Annotated in this window: 14 protein-coding genes and 1 pseudogene; 5 read left to right on the plus strand and 10 right to left on the minus strand. The window is 54.3% G+C overall.

From position 1 onward, the window contains the following. Positions 1-37 precede the first annotated feature (37 nt). The 6 genes from H8Q75_RS06100 to petC form a co-directional block, all read right to left on the minus strand. Positions 38-352 carry a MarR family transcriptional regulator gene (locus tag H8Q75_RS06100; protein ID WP_024125887.1) on the minus strand — a complete coding sequence of 105 codons (315 nt, stop codon included), beginning with the start codon at positions 350-352 and terminating at the stop codon, positions 38-40. Between the two features lie 72 nt (positions 353-424). Further along, complete coding sequence (locus tag H8Q75_RS06105; RefSeq protein ID WP_024125886.1) at positions 425-1,189, minus strand: MinD/ParA family protein; 765 nt, start codon at positions 1,187-1,189, stop codon at positions 425-427. A 120-nt stretch (positions 1,190-1,309) separates the two neighbouring features. After that, positions 1,310-3,046 carry an ABC transporter ATP-binding protein gene (locus tag H8Q75_RS06110; protein WP_024125885.1) on the minus strand — a complete coding sequence of 579 codons (1,737 nt, stop codon included), beginning with the start codon at positions 3,044-3,046 and terminating at the stop codon, positions 1,310-1,312. A 3-nt stretch (positions 3,047-3,049) separates the two neighbouring features. Beyond that, positions 3,050-4,459 (minus strand): tRNA uridine-5-carboxymethylaminomethyl(34) synthesis GTPase MnmE, encoded by a 1,410-nt coding sequence (mnmE, locus tag H8Q75_RS06115; RefSeq protein WP_024125884.1) that lies wholly within the window; start codon positions 4,457-4,459, stop codon positions 3,050-3,052. Between the two features lie 21 nt (positions 4,460-4,480). Beyond that, positions 4,481-5,416 carry a cytochrome f gene (petA, locus tag H8Q75_RS06120; protein WP_024125883.1) on the minus strand — a complete coding sequence of 312 codons (936 nt, stop codon included), beginning with the start codon at positions 5,414-5,416 and terminating at the stop codon, positions 4,481-4,483. 20 nt (positions 5,417-5,436) lie between these two features. Beyond that, entirely contained in the window at positions 5,437-5,979 is a 543-nt protein-coding gene (petC, locus tag H8Q75_RS06125; protein ID WP_024125882.1) for a cytochrome b6-f complex iron-sulfur subunit, read from the minus strand. A 107-nt stretch (positions 5,980-6,086) separates the two neighbouring features. Here petC and H8Q75_RS06130 point away from each other — a divergent pair, with 107 nt between their 5' ends. The 4 genes from H8Q75_RS06130 to H8Q75_RS06145 all read left to right on the plus strand — a co-directional run bounded on the left by H8Q75_RS06130 (position 6,087) and on the right by H8Q75_RS06145 (position 8,011). Beyond that, a complete protein-coding gene (locus H8Q75_RS06130) occupies positions 6,087-6,407 on the plus strand; it encodes a DUF3067 family protein (protein WP_024125881.1) in 321 nt (106 codons plus the stop codon). A 227-nt stretch (positions 6,408-6,634) separates the two neighbouring features. Next, the gene (gene apcA / locus H8Q75_RS06135; RefSeq protein ID WP_011056801.1) at positions 6,635-7,120 is read left to right on the plus strand and encodes an allophycocyanin subunit alpha; all 486 of its coding nucleotides are present in this window, start codon (positions 6,635-6,637) and stop codon (positions 7,118-7,120) included. 59 nt (positions 7,121-7,179) lie between these two features. After that, entirely contained in the window at positions 7,180-7,665 is a 486-nt protein-coding gene (gene apcB / locus H8Q75_RS06140; protein ID WP_011056800.1) for an allophycocyanin subunit beta, read from the plus strand. Between the two features lie 142 nt (positions 7,666-7,807). After that, on the plus strand, positions 7,808-8,011 hold the full coding sequence (locus tag H8Q75_RS06145; protein WP_011056799.1) for a phycobilisome linker polypeptide: 204 nt from the start codon (positions 7,808-7,810) through the stop codon (positions 8,009-8,011). A gap of 144 nt (positions 8,012-8,155) precedes the next feature. Here H8Q75_RS06145 and H8Q75_RS06150 read toward each other — a convergent pair whose 3' ends face one another. Continuing rightward, entirely contained in the window at positions 8,156-8,491 is a 336-nt protein-coding gene (locus tag H8Q75_RS06150; protein WP_024125880.1) for a carbon dioxide-concentrating mechanism protein CcmK, read from the minus strand. 189 nt (positions 8,492-8,680) lie between these two features. Then, positions 8,681-9,502, minus strand: a complete 822-nt coding sequence (tatC, locus tag H8Q75_RS06155) for a twin-arginine translocase subunit TatC (RefSeq protein ID WP_024125879.1) — start codon at positions 9,500-9,502, stop codon at positions 8,681-8,683. A gap of 209 nt (positions 9,503-9,711) precedes the next feature. Between tatC and mfd the strand changes: the two genes are divergently transcribed. Next, positions 9,712-13,152 (plus strand): transcription-repair coupling factor, encoded by a 3,441-nt coding sequence (gene mfd, locus H8Q75_RS06160; RefSeq protein ID WP_297040919.1) that lies wholly within the window; start codon positions 9,712-9,714, stop codon positions 13,150-13,152. A gap of 15 nt (positions 13,153-13,167) precedes the next feature. Here mfd and H8Q75_RS06165 read toward each other — a convergent pair. After that, positions 13,168-13,533: pseudogene (locus H8Q75_RS06165) on the minus strand (type III restriction endonuclease subunit R); the annotation flags it as partial. 222 nt (positions 13,534-13,755) lie between these two features. Beyond that, positions 13,756-16,423, minus strand: a 2,668-nt coding sequence (locus H8Q75_RS06170) for a hypothetical protein (RefSeq protein WP_297040921.1), incomplete at its 5' end; no start/stop codon positions are given.

Consider the following 16,423-nt stretch of genomic DNA (forward strand, 5'->3'; position numbering starts at 1 on the left):
AATTTAGAGGAAGTGACTGAAAACCTCCGCTTGAGACCTAGCCCAACTTGTCCCAAACCGCCGCGACACGGGGAGATTGACCCTTGGCTTGGACGCGCGGGGTACGCCGTCCGAATTTAACTCGGTAGGTGTCATTGTCAACTGTTACGTAGCCCAGTTGAAGAACCTCCGCGAGGGTAGCGCTGACGTCCTGGGCAGACCAGTGCAGCTGGTTAGCCAATTCTGGCACAGTGCAGGGCATCGGCTGGCGCATCATCAGTGTCAAAAGGGATCGCTGGCGCTCGGGCAAAACCAGTAAATCTGCTGGATTGAGACACCTCTCGGAATCACTGCTGGCGTCTTGACTATTCATGATCGGTAGTGTTCCTCAACGGCAGTGGCACCCAGAAAGGATCAAAATAACCGTCCCTACTCCTAGGCTATCCTAATCCAACAAATGCTGCACAACACTCCTGACAATAAGACTGTAGGGATGCTCAGGGTAGCGTAAACAGAAAATGTCGCTGCTCCCCAGTTGAAACATCTCTTCACAAACAGGTAGGATGCCCGCAACCGGCACACCATAGGTCGTCTCCACCTGCTGCTTGAGGGAGTCTTGATTAAAAGCACTGGGGACTTTGTTAACCACCATGACCATTTTCGGCACATCAAGCTGTCGCGCCACATCAACGGTGACCGCTGTCCCTTGAAAGTCTTGGCGATCGGGTCGCAGAATCAGTACCAAGGCATCGGAAATCGTAATCGACAGCAGGGTTTCCTCATTCAGTCCTGGGTGGGTATCAATCAGCAAAAAGTCCAGATTCAGCCCTTGCAGCAACTGCTGAAAACCATCATTGAGCAGGCCGACATCGTAGCCCTCCCGCAAGACACGGGTAATTTCACTAGTTTTGAGGCTAGAAGGAATAAGATAGATGGCTCCTTTGGCTTGCTGGCCATGGGCAGTAATGAGATGGCTGACATCACGGGCCACATCGGTAATGTCACAGCGTCCCCACAGGTAATCATTCAGGGCATTTTCCGTATCTGCCGACTCAAGGCCAAAGAGCACATGGATACCGGGGGATTGAATATCGGTGTCTACGATCGCCACCCGATAGCCCAATATCGCCAAGGTACAGCCCAGATTTGCGGTTGTATTTGATTTGCCTGTGCCCCCGCGAAAAGAATGCACAGAAATAATGCTCCCCATGGCCGTCCTCGCTGATCTGAGAATTCAACGTCTATTTTCACATCCCGCCGTCGAGGAAACATCCCATCCCAAATTCAGAAGATAGAACGAACCCAAAGGGCCAGCCCATCAGAAAAAAGGTCATTCCGCGTCTGGGAGATACTGCTGGGTGTAGAACTGGGCATAGCGGGCAGACTGGGCAAGCAGTTCTTGGTGAGTGCCACTTTCAATGATCCGCCCCTGCTCTAGAACAAGAATGCGATCGGCGCGACGCACCGTGGCCAAACGGTGGGCAATAATAAAGGCGGTACGCCCCTTCATTGCCTTCTCCAAAGCATCTTGCACTAAGGTCTCTGATTCGGCGTCCAAAGCGGAGGTTGCCTCATCCAAAATTAAAATCCGCGGATCGGCATAAATGGCACGGGCGATCGCCAGGCGCTGCCGTTGGCCGCCTGAGAGATTGATACCCCTCTCCCCGAGCCATGTTTGATAACCATCGGGAAGCTGAGTAATAAAGTCATGGGCATTGGCAATTTTGGCTGCCTCAACCAGTCGCTCCCAATCGGGTTCAGAATCCCCAAAGGCAATATTTTCAGCAATGGTGCCTGAAAACAGTATTGTTTCCTGGGGCACAATGCCAATTTGACGCCGCAGGCTTTTGAGGGTCACGGTTTTAATATCAATGCCATCAATGAGAATTTGCCCTGCTTGGGGATCGTAGAACCGCAGGAGGAGGTTAATGAGGGTTGACTTGCCTGCCCCGGAATGGCCAACCAGCGCCACCACTTCCCCAGGCTGCACCAGGAGATTGAACTCTTGGAGCACGGGTTGATCAGGCTCATAGGCAAACCACACATGGCGGTATTCTACTTTGCCAGTAATGGGGGGTAAGGGTTGGGCATCCCTGACTTCTTGCACATTCGGTGCAATCGCCAATAGGCTAAAACTGCGATCCAAAGAGGCTTCAGCAACTTTGAGGGAGCTATAGCTGCTGGAGATTTGATTGACGGGATCGATGAGTAAAGCGGCAGCGGCGCCAAAGCTAATCAATTGCGCGGGTGTGAGATTGCCGGCGCCAATTTGCCATGTCCCAAGCAGAAACAAGCTCATGATACTCAAGGCTTCTAAGAAACCCACCACAGGGTACTGCGTTGCCTGAATCCGAGCAATTTGAAAATAGGCCCGGCGGTTCCTTTCCACCTCTTGCTGAAAGCGTTGAAAGATCGTCTCCTCCGTGGCAAATGCCTTGATTAAGCGAATTCCCGCGAAGGTTTCCGTAAGGTAGGAGGACAGTCCGCCAAGGGCATCTTGATTACGCCGCGAAGCAGTGCGTAAGCGCTCACCAAACCAACTGATTGCGGCCACCATCAGGGGAGTGATGATCAAAGCCGCTAGGGTGAGTGGCCAGTTGAGACAGAACATATAGGCCATGAGGGCGATCGCCGTTAGCAGGGCCGGCAAAAGTTGTTGAAACACTCTAATTATGGCGATCGCGATCGCCTCCACATCCCCCGCTAATCGGTAGGTGAGATCACCGCTACCCATGCGCTCAAAAAAATCCACCCCAAGGCGATGCAGGTGGGCATACAAAATTAGGCGAATATCGTAAACCACCCGAAAAGCAGCATCGGCCATCAACACATCTTGACCAAATTGACAGATCCCCCGCCAAAGAAAGAGCAGGATGGCAGCCACTGCCCACGGTAATAACTGCCTCACATTGCCGGTCCCCACAAGTTCAGAGGTTTGACCCACTAACTGGGCAGCCAAGGGGGCCGTGCCCACAAAGCCCACCGTACACAACAGTGCTAGGGAGAGGGTTCGCCAATAGCGCAATACGTAGGGAAGAAGAAAACGATAACTGGTTTTGCCCAGCATAGCCTATTTACCAATACAAAAGCGGCTAAAGATTTCTGTGAGGATTGACTCGCTGACCTCTTCCCCCGTCAATGTGCCAAGGGCACGGGCAGCCGCATGCAGATCAATTGTCCAAAAATCCAGGGGCAGTTGGGCATCAATGGCCGCCAGCACATGATTGAGGGATTGGTGGACCTGCTCCAAGAGCCCGGCTTGGCGTTGGTTGATCGCAAAGTCTAGGTTGGCGGCGCTCACCCCTCGACCCTGGACAAGGTCTAAAATGGCCTCCTCGAGCTGCTCAATTCCCCTTTGACTGAGAGCCGAGAGCAGTACGGTGGGAATGGGGGCAATGGGCAATAGAATATCTTTAACTTCTACGGTTTCACTGAGGAGATCCGCTTTGTTCAAAACCACCAAGACTGACTGAGGCGCTTGCTGCCGCCGCCGTTGCAGCTGGAGTTGGTCGTAAATCTCCTGATCTGCAGCTGTCCACCCTTGACTAGCATCAATGACAAAGAGGATGAGATCAGCGCTGAGGGCGGCTTGGCGCGATCGCTGGACGCCAATTTGTTCCACAAGGTTATCGGTCTCGCGAATACCTGCGGTATCAAGCACTTGGATTGGAATCCCACCGACTACCAATTGAGACTCAACAATATCACGGGTGGTGCCCGGCAAATCGGTGACAATGGCGCGATCGCTCCGACTCCAAGCATTCAGCAAACTGGACTTCCCCACATTGGGCCGGCCAACAATTGCCACTTTCAGCCCGGTGCGGATCAGCGCTCCCCGCTCTGCCGTGGCTAAAAACACCTCTACTTGGTGTTGTAACTGGCGAATTTGTTCAGCAATGGCTGCTGGATCCAGGGGAGGTAGCTCATCGGTAAAGTCTAGGCGCGCTTCAATTTCTGCCAACAGAGATAAGCAAGTTTGCCGAATCTGCTGGAGGGGACGAGCCAATTTACCCGTGAGGCCGGCGAGGGCGATTTGGGCGGCTGCGGTGGATTGGGCAGCCACCAGTTCAGCCACACTCTCAGCTTGGGTGAGATCAAGGCGACCGTTGAGGAAAGCACGCAGCGTAAATTCCCCCGGATCTGCGAGGCGGGCACCCGCAGCAATACACAATTGCAGCACTCGCTGTACCGGTATCAAGCCACCGTGGCAATGAAATTCCACCACATCTTCGCGGGTATAGGAGCGGGGAGCAAGCATTAAAAGTAGGAGCGCTTCATCTACCCGTTCCTTGGTTTGGGGGTCTCGGACATAGCCATAGAGAATACGGTGGGATTCCCAAGGCTGCTTGCCAGGGGCCTCAAATAAAGATTGGGCAATCGCTACCGCTTTGGCTCCGGAGAGACGGACAATGCCGATACTCCCTTGCTGGGGCACAATAGCCGTGGCGATCGCCACAATCGTGTCATGGAGGTATCGCACGACCGTTGGGGATACAACTCCCTAAAAGCTCATCTCTGCTGCTTGTACTTTCTCCACCTGTTTCTTCTTCAACACCAAGAGAATCTGGGACAGTGTAATGGCAGCAAAGAAGACCAGCAACCACTTAATGCGGTTGGGATCCTGAAGGACAATTTCCGTGTCTTTTTGGCCAAAACCACCCACATTGGGATTGTTAGTCAGGGCTGCACCAGCGGCCACCGTTTGGCCTTCACCGACAATGAGCTCAGGACCAGCGGGAATGGTTTCCGTCACTGCTTCGCCACTCTCGGGGGTAATCACCACCGCCGTGCTGCCATCGGGGTTAGCGGTAATACTCGTAATCGTGCCCGCAATCGGTGCCGTAAAGACATTGTTGTTGCTCTTTTCGCCATTGGGATAGACTTGGCCGCGACCGCGATTGCCCCCGGCATGGACAGAGTATTTACCGAAGTGGATGGATTTATCCGTCGCTGGGTTGGGGGCGAGGATGGGGAAAACAATTTCCTGATACTGCTCACCCGGTAGCGGCCCCACCAGAATAATGTTTTGCTTATCGTCACTGTAGGGTTGGTAGTAAATGCCGCTGGTTTTGGCTTGCAGCTCCTCGGGGAGGCGATCGGGGGGAGCAATTTTGAAGCCCTCTGGCAGCATCAGCACCGCACCGACATTCAGACCCCCCTTAGAGCCATCCCCCAGCACCTGTTGCACACTGGTGTCGTAGGGAATTTTCACCACCGCTTCAAAAACGGCATCGGGGGTAACGGCTTGGGGCACTTCGACTTGGATGGGCTTCGCAGCTAAGTGGCAGTTGGCACAGACAATCCGACCGGTGGCTTCCCGAGGACTGTCGTATCCCTGCTGGGCATAGAATGGATAGGCCTGCGCTTGCGGTGACCAGAGAAGTACACTGGCGGCAAGGGCGATCGCCAGCATCAAGGATTTGAACAAGTGTTTCATACCACTCCCTAAATTTCTTTTTACGTCCACCAAGGTTCTTTGCCCGTGCGGAAATCGGTTTCCGTCCAGGGGGTAAACACCAGTTTGTCATCTTCGGTTACAGTGGCATTCACTAGTGCCAAGGAGAGGGGAGCGGGGCCACGCACCACTTTACCTGTGCTGTCGTATTGAGAGCCGTGGCAGGGGCAAATGAACTTGTTTTCACTCACATTCCAAGGGACCACGCAACCAAGGTGAGTGCAGACAGCATTCAAGCCGTAATTGGCAATTTGGTGATCCTCAGTAACAATCACGTAGGTGGGATCCCCTTTAATCCCTTGGGCAAGGGAGCGATCGCCCGGCAGATGCTTTGTGAGATACTCGGAAACCTTAATATCTTTGCCCAAGGCATCCTTGGCAACCACACCCCCCCCTGTGCCCCCACTGGAGGGCGGAATGAAGTACTTGACGACAGGGTAGAGGGCACCCAACGCCGTACCGGTGATGGTACCAAACGTCAGTAGATTCATAAACTGTCGCCGCCCCATATCGGGCACATCGGACATTCCAGAAACTTGAGCCATGGTTTACGCTTATTTACTAAGAAATCGAAACGGACAGCCGTAAAATAATTACGTCTGTTAACTATTATCACATTGTCCGAGCCGTCCCAACCACAAGGGCTGAACCAATGCTGACGCCCCTTACTGGTGATGAACTCCATGCCTTGCTCCTGCGCAAATGGGGGCGCTCCTTTGATCTTCAGTTTCGCCGCGTTGGCCATCGCATCTTTTTGCAGGTCATGTGGCGCTACCTTGAGCAGGCCTCTTATCCTGATACCCCCGAAGACTATGCTGCCCACCTAGGGGCGATCGCGCAGCACCTCAATGACTGGGGCTGTGCCCAGCAGGTCTGCACCTATATTGAGACCACCCGTGAAAAGCCCCGCCTCGGCAAGGCTGTGAATATTCCCCTCGACCTTGGCACCCGCATTATTGAATGGCTGGAATAGCTGCCCTTAGCAGATTTTTGAAAAAACGTTAAGAATGTTAAAAAGGATTGCGATGATGTGGGAGATGTCCCCCCTATGCCTGAGAATGTTTGCGGAAGGTTACGGCAGCTGGTCGGGTCAATCCCCGTACCTCTCTCCTTCAGGAGTTCGGTAAGTCGTAACATTCCAATGGCAGATGCCACATTATCAAGACCCTTGTTTTACAATTCCAACTTTGGAGGAACTCAATGAGCGTCGTCACGAAATCGATCGTGAATGCAGATGCCGAGGCCCGTTACCTCAGCCCCGGTGAACTGGATCGCATCAAAAACTTTGTCAGCACTGGCGAGCGCCGTCTGCGCATTGCCCAAACCCTGACGGAAAACCGCGAGCGCATTGTCAAGCAAGCGGGCGATCAACTCTTCCAAAAACGGCCTGATGTGGTCTCCCCCGGTGGCAATGCCTACGGTGAAGAAATGACCGCCACCTGCCTGCGTGACCTCGACTACTACCTGCGGCTTGTGACCTACGGTATCGTTGCTGGTGATGTCACCCCCATCGAAGAAATTGGTTTGGTGGGTGTGCGTGAAATGTACAACTCCCTCGGTACCCCCATTCCCGCTGTGGCCGAAGGGATTCGCGCCATGAAGAACGTTGCTTGCTCGCTGCTGTCTGCGGAAGATGCCGCTGAAGCCGGTTCTTACTTTGACTTCGTGATTGGCGCCATGCAGTAGGTCGCCTCAGCATCCTTAGATTGATCCATCATCCAAATCGTTTTTGAGGAAAAAGAACTATGCAAGACGCGATTACCGCTGTCATCAACGCCTCTGACGTACAAGGCAAATACCTCGACACTGCCGCCATGGAGAAGCTGAAAGCTTACTTCGCAACTGGTGAACTGCGGGTGCGGGCTGCGAGTGTGATCAGTGCCAATGCCGCCAACATTGTCAAAGAAGCAGTGGCCAAATCCCTGCTGTACTCTGACATCACCCGTCCCGGTGGCAACATGTATACCACTCGTCGCTATGCAGCCTGTATCCGCGACCTCGACTACTACCTGCGCTATGCCACCTATGCCATGTTGGCGGGGGATCCTTCTATCCTCGATGAGCGGGTGCTCAATGGCTTGAAAGAAACCTACAACTCCTTGGGCGTGCCCATCGCTGCCACTGTGCAAGCCATCCAAGCCATGAAAGAAGTCACTGCCAGCTTGGTGGGTGCGGATGCCGGCAAAGAAATGGGCATCTACTTTGACTACATCTGCTCTGGCTTAAGCTAGATACAGCTCTCCAGTCGCACATCTGTCTGGGAGTTAGGGGTTAGAGTGTCAGCCTGTCATGGCAATTGTGCTTAAACAGTCTGAATCTGGCCTTTAGCTCCCAGACGTGTAATCCCCCCACACAGATTTGGAGTCCCATTCCATGCGCATGTTCAAAATTACCGCCTGCGTGCCGAGTCAAACCCGTATTCGCACCCAGCGCGAACTGCAAAATACCTATTTCACGAAACTGGTGCCCTACGAAAACTGGTTCCGCGAGCAACAACGCATCCAAAAAATGGGTGGCAAAATTGTGAAAGTGGAACTGTTTACGGGTAAGCCCGGGGTCAATACTGGCCTGGCCTAGGTACCCCTCTAAAGCTGCTTCCTAGAGATTTTGAGGCTTCACTGTTGAGATAGTTGGTTGGGTGGGCTGCTCCCCGCTAAGACAATTATCTCAGCGGTGAAGTTTTGCTCATTAGGAAAACTTGGCGAAGCCCTTTCAAGGCTGCTAAACGAGAAAACGCTCCCAGCCATCGCCATATTGGAACCGCATTTTCGGGAAAACGGCCTCTAAATTCTCGTGGGGGCGCGGGATCACTGTTGATGATAAATAGAGTGTTTTTTCCTTGGGACTCTGAGCTGGAATTTTCTTAGCGGCTTCGACACCCGCTGCAACGGCAATTTGCACTTCAGAAACATCACCGCGCACAATAATTGTCAGGCGAGCACCACTGACCACTTCATAGCCCACAAGGGTAACGCGCGCCGCTTTCACCATGACATCCGCAACAGCTAAGGCAGGGGGGTGACCCAGTACCTCCACCATCCCAAGGGCAATGGGCATGAAGACTGCTCCTAAACACAAAAAACTGTTAAAGTGGTGCCATTCTTGCGATCGCCAAGGAACGCACTGATTTAGCAACCTCAGCATATCATCTCTATTGAGAGCCTTGATAAGTTCTAGGGACGATCGCAATAATTGATTTTTATCGCCAAAATCATCTTTTCTAATTGAGTCTTTTTTGGGGCTATTTTAAGAACGCCCCACCCCCATGAGCTTAGCCAAGCCAATCCCCGTAAAGTACAGAGCAAGCAGCGCACCCGCCAACAGGCCTTGAGTAATCGGGTCAATGGAGGGGGTCAAGACCGCTGCCACGGCCACGGCAATAATCACCACGTAGCGCCATTGGCTGAGCATTTGCGGAATCGAGACAATGCCTAGGGCAATGAGGACCAACTGCAGAATGGGGACTTGAAAGGCGAGACCAGTGGCAAGCAGCAGCAGCAAAATAAAGTCCACATAGCGATCAATCGACCACAGTTGCTCAACCACATCTGCCCCATAGCTAATGAAAAAGCCAAGGGCGGCGGGAGCCAAGAGGGTATAGGCAAACACCAAACCGGCAATAAAGAGAAGGGATGAACCGAAAACCACCGGTGCCAGCAAGCGTTGCTCACGCCGTGTCAATCCCGGCAGGATAAAACGGATTGCTTGGTAGAGAATCATTGGAGTGGCTAGCAGAATGCCACTGTAGGCCGCCGCTTTACAGGAGACAAAAAAGTACTCCCCCGGACTCAGTTGCAGGAACTTCGCGCCTTGGGCTGGTTTTTCTAGGAACTGAATGATCCAGCGGACTTGGGTAAAGCAGAGCACAATGGTGACAGCAACAGTGCCGAGGACAACAAAGAGCCGCTGCCGCAACTCCTCAAGGTGATCCCAAAGGGACATTTCCACCTCGTTGGGCAGTTCATCCTCCGGGTCAATGGGGACGTTTTCCTCAAACGAAGTGTCAACAATGGCTGAGGGGTTAGGAGAGGGACTCTCAATATCTGGAATATCGGGCGATCGCGTCATCAAATGTCGGGAAGTCTATCTCTTCAATAATTATGAACGAAGTTTCTGGATTGCATCCCCTTGATGTATCCCCTATTTTAGAGAAGGAGTGGAGTGTAAGACTTTATTATTTGATTATTTTGATTATTTGATTCGATTATTTGCTAATTTGCTAATGCTCCCCTAAGGGGTAGAGATTCAAGTCTAAAGTCCTAGCGCCGACACTGTCTATGTCCTTGATGGCAATTCCCCGCAGTTGGGGTAAGCTGCCGCTGACGGCTGAACTGCTCAGCAAATTACAACACCAACGGGAACTGGTCCTTACGGGGATGCCCCGCCTTGTCAAGGGCTTGGTGGCCACTACATTGGCCCAGCAGAGTCAGCAATCGCTGTGTGTGATTACGTCCACCCTAGAGGAGGGGGGACGCTGGGCGGCGCAATTGGAACTCATGGGTTGGGATGCGGTTCTCTTTTACCCGACACCGGCGGCCTCTCCCTATGACCTCTTTGACTTGGAAGCGGAGATGGTCTGGGGGCAACTGCAAGTCTTAGTTGAGAGCGATCGCCCCAATATTGCAATTGTCACCACGGAACGGGCACTGCAACCCCATTTGCCCCCACCAGAGCAGTTTCGTGCTGCCTGTTTAACCTGGCAGGTGGGTCAAGAGTACGCCCTAGGGGAGGTGGCCACCACCTTGGCAGCCCTAGGTTATGAGCGGGTTTCTTTAGTAGAAACGGAGGGTCAGTGGAGTCGGCGCGGCGATATTGTGGATATTTTCCCCGTCTCGGCGGAACTGCCAGTACGCTTGCAGTGGTTTGGCGATGAGATTGAGTCCATTCGGGAGTTTGATCCGGCCACTCAACGCTCGCTCCACGCCGAGGGCGATCGCCTGGATGTCCTTGAGCAGGTGACACTGACACCCATTAGTTTTACCCCCCTGATTGCCCAAGCCCTGCGGGCAGCGGATCACGCCCATCTGATTCCAGAGGATGAGGAGGGACTGCGGCGCTATCTTGGGTTGGCTTTTCCGGAGCCAGCTTCCCTCTTGGATTATTTGCCTGCCCAAACCCTCATTGCTGTGGATGAGCCTCCCTTGTGTGCTGCCCATGGCGATCGCTGGTATGAACAGACTCACACCTACTGGCAAAGCCTTGAAACACCACCGCCCCCCATCCATCGCCCCTGGTCTGCCAGTGCCCAAGCCCTCGAGCGGTTTCAACGGCTGCACCTCTATGAACTGGCCAGTGAGGGGCTAGGTCTCAATTTGTCAGCACGGGCGGTTCCAGCAATTCCTCACCAATTTGGCCGCTTGGCGGCAACGCTGCGGGAGGAACGGGACAAGGGCTATACCGTATGGTTGGTGTCTGCGCAGCCGAGTCGCTCCGTGGCGCTTTTGCAGGAGCATGATTGCCCCGCCCAATTTGTGCCCAATCCCAAGGATTTTCTGGCCATTGATAAGCTGCAACAGCAGCGACTGCCCATTGCCCTGAAGGCCAGCGGTCTCGCGGAAATCAGTGGCTTTATCTTGCCCACGTTTCGCACGGTGCTGGTGAGCGATCGCGAGTTCTTTGGCCAGCAGAACCTTGTCAACCTGGGCTATGTGCGTAAACGCCGCCGGGCTGCTGCCAAACAGGTGGATCTCAACAAGCTGCAGCCGGGGGACTACGTCGTCCATCGCCAACACGGCATTGGTCAGTTTCTGCGCCTAGAGACACTTACCTTTAACAATGAAACTCGCGAGTACTTAGTTTTGCAGTATGCGGATGGCATTCTCCGCGTTGCTGCCGATCAACTCAACAGTCTTTCCCGCTACCGCACCCAGGGAGATAGGGTGCCCCAACTCAACAAATTAACGGGCAACACTTGGGAACGGACCAAAGCCCGGGTGCGCAAGGCCATCCAAAAAGTGGCGGTGGATCTGCTGCAACTCTATGCCCAACGCGCCCAACAACAGGGCTTTGCCTTCCCGCCGGATACACCGTGGCAGCAGGAGATGGAGGACTCATTCCCCTATCAACCCACCCCCGATCAACTCAAGGCTATCCAAGAGGTTAAGGCTGATATGGAGAGCGATCGCCCCATGGATCGGCTGGTGTGCGGGGATGTTGGCTTTGGTAAAACCGAGGTGGCAATTCGCGCCATCTTTAAGGCGGTAATGGCGGGCAAACAGGTGGCCGTTCTTGCCCCCACCACGATCCTGACGCAGCAGCATTACCATACCCTCAAGGAACGCTTTGCCCCCTATCCCATTCAAGTGGGGCTACTCAACCGCTTTCGCAGTGAGCGGGAGCGCCAAGACATTCTACAAAAACTCAAAACTGGCGAAATTGATGTTGTCGTGGGAACTCATCAACTCCTGAGCAAAACGGTCAAATTCCGGGACTTAGGACTGCTGGTGGTGGATGAGGAACAACGTTTTGGCGTCAACCAAAAGGAGAAAATCAAAACCCTCAAAACCCAAGTGGATGTCCTCACCCTCAGTGCGACACCGATTCCGCGCACCCTCTATATGGCCCTGTCGGGGGTTCGGGAAATGAGCCTGATTACCACACCTCCCCCCTCGCGGCGTCCGATTCAAACTCACCTTGCCCCCTATGATCCAGAAACAGTGCGCAGTGCCATTCGCCAAGAATTGGATCGGGGGGGTCAAGTGTTCTATGTTGTCCCGCGGGTTGAGGGCATTGAGGAGGTGGCGGCAAAGCTCCAAGGAATGGTGCCTGGCGCCCGGATTCTCATTGCCCATGGCCAGATGCCGGAAGGCGAACTGGAATCCACGATGCTTGGCTTTAGCAATGGCGAGGCCGATCTTCTTGTTTGTACGACCATCATTGAGTCCGGCCTGGATATTCCCCGCGTCAATACCATTTTGGTGGAGGATGCGCAGCAATTTGGTTTGGCTCAACTCTACCAACTGCGGGGGCGGGTCGGACGCGCTGGGATTCAGGCCCATGCCTGGTTATTTTACCCCCGTCAAGAGGTGCTCACCGATGCCGCCCGTCAACGGCTGCGGGCCATTCAGGAATTTACGCAACTGGGATCGGGCTATCAACTGGCGATGCGGGACATGGAGATTCGCGGTGTTGGCAATCTCTTGGGGGTCGAGCAGCATGGTCAACTAGACAGCGTCGGCTTTGATCTCTATGTGGAGCTGCTAGAGGAGGCGATCGCTGAAATTCGCGGTCAAGAGATTCCCACGGTAGACGATACCCAGGTGGATCTAAATGTCACCGCCTTTATTCCCGCTGACTATATGCCTGACTTAGCGCAAAAGATGGCCGCCTACCGCGCCGTGTCCGCTGCCGCAACAAAAGAAGACTTGATGCAATTGGCAGCGGAATGGAGCGATCGCTACGGCCCTCTCCCCAAATCCGTCCAACAACTGCTGCGGGTAGTGGAACTTAAACAACTGGCCCGCCAGTGCGGCATTCGTCGCATTCGTCCCGAAGGCAAGCAACACGTGATCTTGGAAACTCCCATGGCAGAACCCGCTTGGAAGCTGCTCCTAGAGCAACTCCCTAGCCACCTGCAGAGCCGCTTTGTCTATAGCCAAGGGAAAGTTACTGTCCGGGGTCTGGGGATCCAACCGATGGAGAAACAGCTAGAGCAACTGATTGACTGGTTCAGGCAAATGAAAACTATAAACAAACGGGCCCAGGGTGCTGTCGCCTAAGGGCAACAGGGGAATGGCCGGGTCCGGTTCAACAACGGTCTTAGGTGGGGGAGAGGGCCGTCTTGCGCGCCTTCACGCGGCAAGAAGGTAAAGAGCAGGCCAACGATATTGACCTACTCCGACATGCTCCGGCTCGAACACTCCCGTCTCCGGGTTGATTTCGTAAGACCTGCGCCGCAAGCCGCGGCCCACCACCTGCTCGCACAGAAGCTGCAATGTGAAGGTTCGAAGCCCTATGATGTGCGTGACCGTCTTGCCATCCCAGCCCTCGGAGAGCACGCCAACGGAGATGACCTTCTGAATCTTCTCAACCAGCTGTCCCGCCTTGCCCACCGTGTCCCCGGTCTGCTGCAGGGGTTCCGCCTGCTCCGCCTTGGTCAGTTCTGAGTTTTAACTCACCTTACGCAGTTTTGAGTAAACTTGGCGCATGCAAAATGGCAAATTTCTTGACCTGTACAGCGATTACCTAATTAGCGCCTTTGGGCAGACGACGACTACCGGGTTGTTTTCTCTCCTGGGTGGAGGGATCAGCCACGACCAAATTCAACGGCTACTGGCATGGCCAGCGGTACACCTCGTCGGCAATGACGGCGATATTGTGCCCTATTGCAAGCACGTATTCAAAAGTATTTTGTTCAAAAGTATTTTGACGTAGGTATCCCTGTCCTCCTGCTGGAAAAGAACGTTCCGTTTCTCCAACTCCTCCTTGGTCATACCGCCATTCCACCATTTGACCTGATTGAAGGGCGTGCTGGCCACGATGAAGGAATTTAGGACCACCGTCGGGTCATCCAGTTGGCGCTCCAATTCCTTGATCGTCTCGTGGAATCGGATCTTCGGGTCCTCCGGGCCCTCCAGATTCCGTAGCCCCTTGGGGTCGATGAATGAGACATATTGCTTGCCATCCACCAGAAGCCAAAGAATGAAGTCAGGATAAAAGTTACCCGCCTCGAAAAAGCCGATGCCGCGACCACGACTCAGGTTGCGGAGCAGATAGAGCTCCTTGCCCTTAAGAAAGTTCTCACCATCACTCGATTCGCAGAACTTCTGAAGATCCAAAACAAAATCGCGCTCACCCTGATTCTCCAGCACTACAGGCTTAACCTCGATCAGGTTGTTGCCGACGTAGATGAGCGGCTGGTAAAGGTGACCAGCAAAAACTATTGCTCTGAAGGAATCTTGCTCAAAAGCCAATTTAGAGAATTCTGCTTCTTTGAGGCGTCCGCTTTCCATAAGGCTCTTGATCGCCTCCAGCTTCTGGACAATGTCCTCGCGCGACTGCTCGATGAGCAATCGGTACTCGCTCACGAAGTTGGGATCGTCCGCGGACAGCTGCTGGTACTCCAGGTGGTCGCCCTCGAATTCCTGTTTCTTGAACTTGTAGTAGCGATCCAGGTATTTCTTGACGAGAGCCGCCGCAATCTCCTGCCAGCGCTGGACCTGCTGGAACGACCAGAACTGCATCTCCTCCTTGGGAATGAATAGGACGTACCAGTCCTTCCGCCCGAGGAGAGCCGGGAGGCTCTTGCGCGGAAGAGTGAGGTTGTGCCAGGCACGCTCGTTCTTGAACTGTTGAAGCTCGAAGTAGATCGCGTCGAAATCGAAGAACGCCAGGTGTGATTGTTCGAAGTAGCACCGATCCCGCTCTGCCAACTGCGTGCTCGTCCGACCGGCGCCGCTGGCCATGGCCTGTAGCTTGGGATACCAGTCGAGGACGACTGGGTACTTTCTTAAAAACTCCGGTGGTTCGTCGTCGAGCACTGGCTTTTGACCATTTGTTTTGAAATTGACGCCCTCCTTGAGGCGCACGATCTTCAGCTTCTTGCTCCCCAGGTTCTTGATCACCGGCAGCACGAACTCGATCCGGTCCTCGTTCGCCGGCAGGCCCTCGTCCTCGAGGTACTCCTTGAACTGGCGCATGTAGTCCGCGCGGATGCCGAAGATGTTAAGCGTCTCCAGGGTCTCGATGTGTTTTGGTACGGCCTGTCCTTCCAGCCGCCGGCTGCGCTTGAGCGAGAAGTCCTTCCCCTTGAGCCGGACACCGCGCCCGAAGAGCTGAATGATCTGCGGCCCCTCGTTCCGCCCAATGTTCATCAGCCCCATGGTGCTGACCCGCCAGCTTGACCAGCCCTCGGTGAACTTCTTGGACCCAATGAGGATATTAATCGTGGACGCCTCATCATTCAGGGTGCGGAATAGGGAACCGGAGAACGCCTTCTCTGTGACCACAAGTTCTTGCTGTTCCTCGCAGAGCTTGCAAAGGGCCGAGACGTCGCCGACGTTGATCACGCCAAAGGGCTCGTTGTCCCCCAGCCGTAGCGCCACCTCACCATCCGTACCTTTCAAGTTCTCCACATGCAGTGCGGCGGTCGTGGAAGCATGGAAGAGGACGTGCAGGATATCGTCGAAGACCTGGTCGGGCGTCAAGCCAAGGGTGTTCAGATACTGAAACGCCCCGGCGAAGATGTCCCGGTTCTGTTGATCAAGCAAGCCAGAGTTTCCCTTGAGCAGCCGTTCAATCGTCCCGACGCTTGTGTTGCGCTCCCGCACGAAACTGGCCAAGAACAAAAGAATGTCCACCACGTCGGAAACTTTGCGTTTGTTTTCGGAGCGCACCGCATTGACGCTGCCGCCGACGAAGACCCAAAGCGGGCGCTCAATGAGGAACGGTCGAAACTCATGCGCCTTATCGCGGTAGAGCTTGAGCTGTTGATAAAATGTGACAAGGCAAGCGGTGAGATACCTGCAGCGGATCGTTTCGTCTGAGTCATCGGCCAGGTTCAGGATGCGGTAGTCCTTGCCGTAGCCGTCGCCGTAGAAGTACTTGTACGAGTAATCGAACAGAATGCACTTGGCGTAGACTTGCTCCAGCTCGCGGTTCTCGCTGGCGTTCATCGCCTGGCCGAAGGTCGCCGAGTACTCGAATGAGAATCCGTTTTCGCAGAGCAGGTTCCGCTTTTGCATCCAGGCACCTTCTTTTGTGCCGCTGGTGCCGCGGTGACCTTCATCCACCAGGACCAGGTTGTTACCCTCGAAGGCCTCCACGGCCACGGTCTTCTCGCCCATCTCGTCGCGCAGCTTGTGGATATCGAGGATCTCCACCGCGCGGCCGGGAAAGAGACCCCAGCCTTCCTTGGAGAACAGATCGGCCTCGATGCCCGAAAGCTGGAACTCCGCCAGATGCTGGTGGGAGAGCCCCTCGTTGGGCGTAAGCAGGATGACGCGGTTTACCGGCTTACCGCCGTGCAGGTTCAAGTAGTGCTGGTACTGG

The organism is Thermosynechococcus sp. OHK43, from assembly GCF_014466085.1.
In the GTDB taxonomy this organism is placed as follows: Bacteria; Cyanobacteriota; Cyanobacteriia; order Thermosynechococcales; family Thermosynechococcaceae; genus Thermosynechococcus.

What these genes read in the sequence shown, in the direction of transcription:
- H8Q75_RS06100 (WP_024125887.1), bottom strand. Translation starts at nt 352, where the DNA reads ATGAATAGTCAAGACGCCAGCAGTGATTCCGAGAGGTGTCTCAATCCA.
- H8Q75_RS06150 (WP_024125880.1), bottom strand. Translation starts at nt 8,491, where the DNA reads ATGCCCATTGCCCTTGGGATGGTGGAGGTACTGGGTCACCCCCCTGCC.
- petA (WP_024125883.1), bottom strand. Translation starts at nt 5,416, where the DNA reads ATGAAACACTTGTTCAAATCCTTGATGCTGGCGATCGCCCTTGCCGCC.
- mfd (WP_297040919.1), top strand. Translation starts at nt 9,712, where the DNA reads ATGTCCTTGATGGCAATTCCCCGCAGTTGGGGTAAGCTGCCGCTGACG.
- H8Q75_RS06110 (WP_024125885.1), bottom strand. Translation starts at nt 3,046, where the DNA reads ATGCTGGGCAAAACCAGTTATCGTTTTCTTCTTCCCTACGTATTGCGC.
- apcA (WP_011056801.1), top strand. Translation starts at nt 6,635, where the DNA reads ATGAGCGTCGTCACGAAATCGATCGTGAATGCAGATGCCGAGGCCCGT.
- H8Q75_RS06145 (WP_011056799.1), top strand. Translation starts at nt 7,808, where the DNA reads ATGCGCATGTTCAAAATTACCGCCTGCGTGCCGAGTCAAACCCGTATT.
- petC (WP_024125882.1), bottom strand. Translation starts at nt 5,979, where the DNA reads ATGGCTCAAGTTTCTGGAATGTCCGATGTGCCCGATATGGGGCGGCGA.
- H8Q75_RS06130 (WP_024125881.1), top strand. Translation starts at nt 6,087, where the DNA reads ATGCTGACGCCCCTTACTGGTGATGAACTCCATGCCTTGCTCCTGCGC.
- H8Q75_RS06105 (WP_024125886.1), bottom strand. Translation starts at nt 1,189, where the DNA reads ATGGGGAGCATTATTTCTGTGCATTCTTTTCGCGGGGGCACAGGCAAA.
- tatC (WP_024125879.1), bottom strand. Translation starts at nt 9,502, where the DNA reads ATGACGCGATCGCCCGATATTCCAGATATTGAGAGTCCCTCTCCTAAC.
- apcB (WP_011056800.1), top strand. Translation starts at nt 7,180, where the DNA reads ATGCAAGACGCGATTACCGCTGTCATCAACGCCTCTGACGTACAAGGC.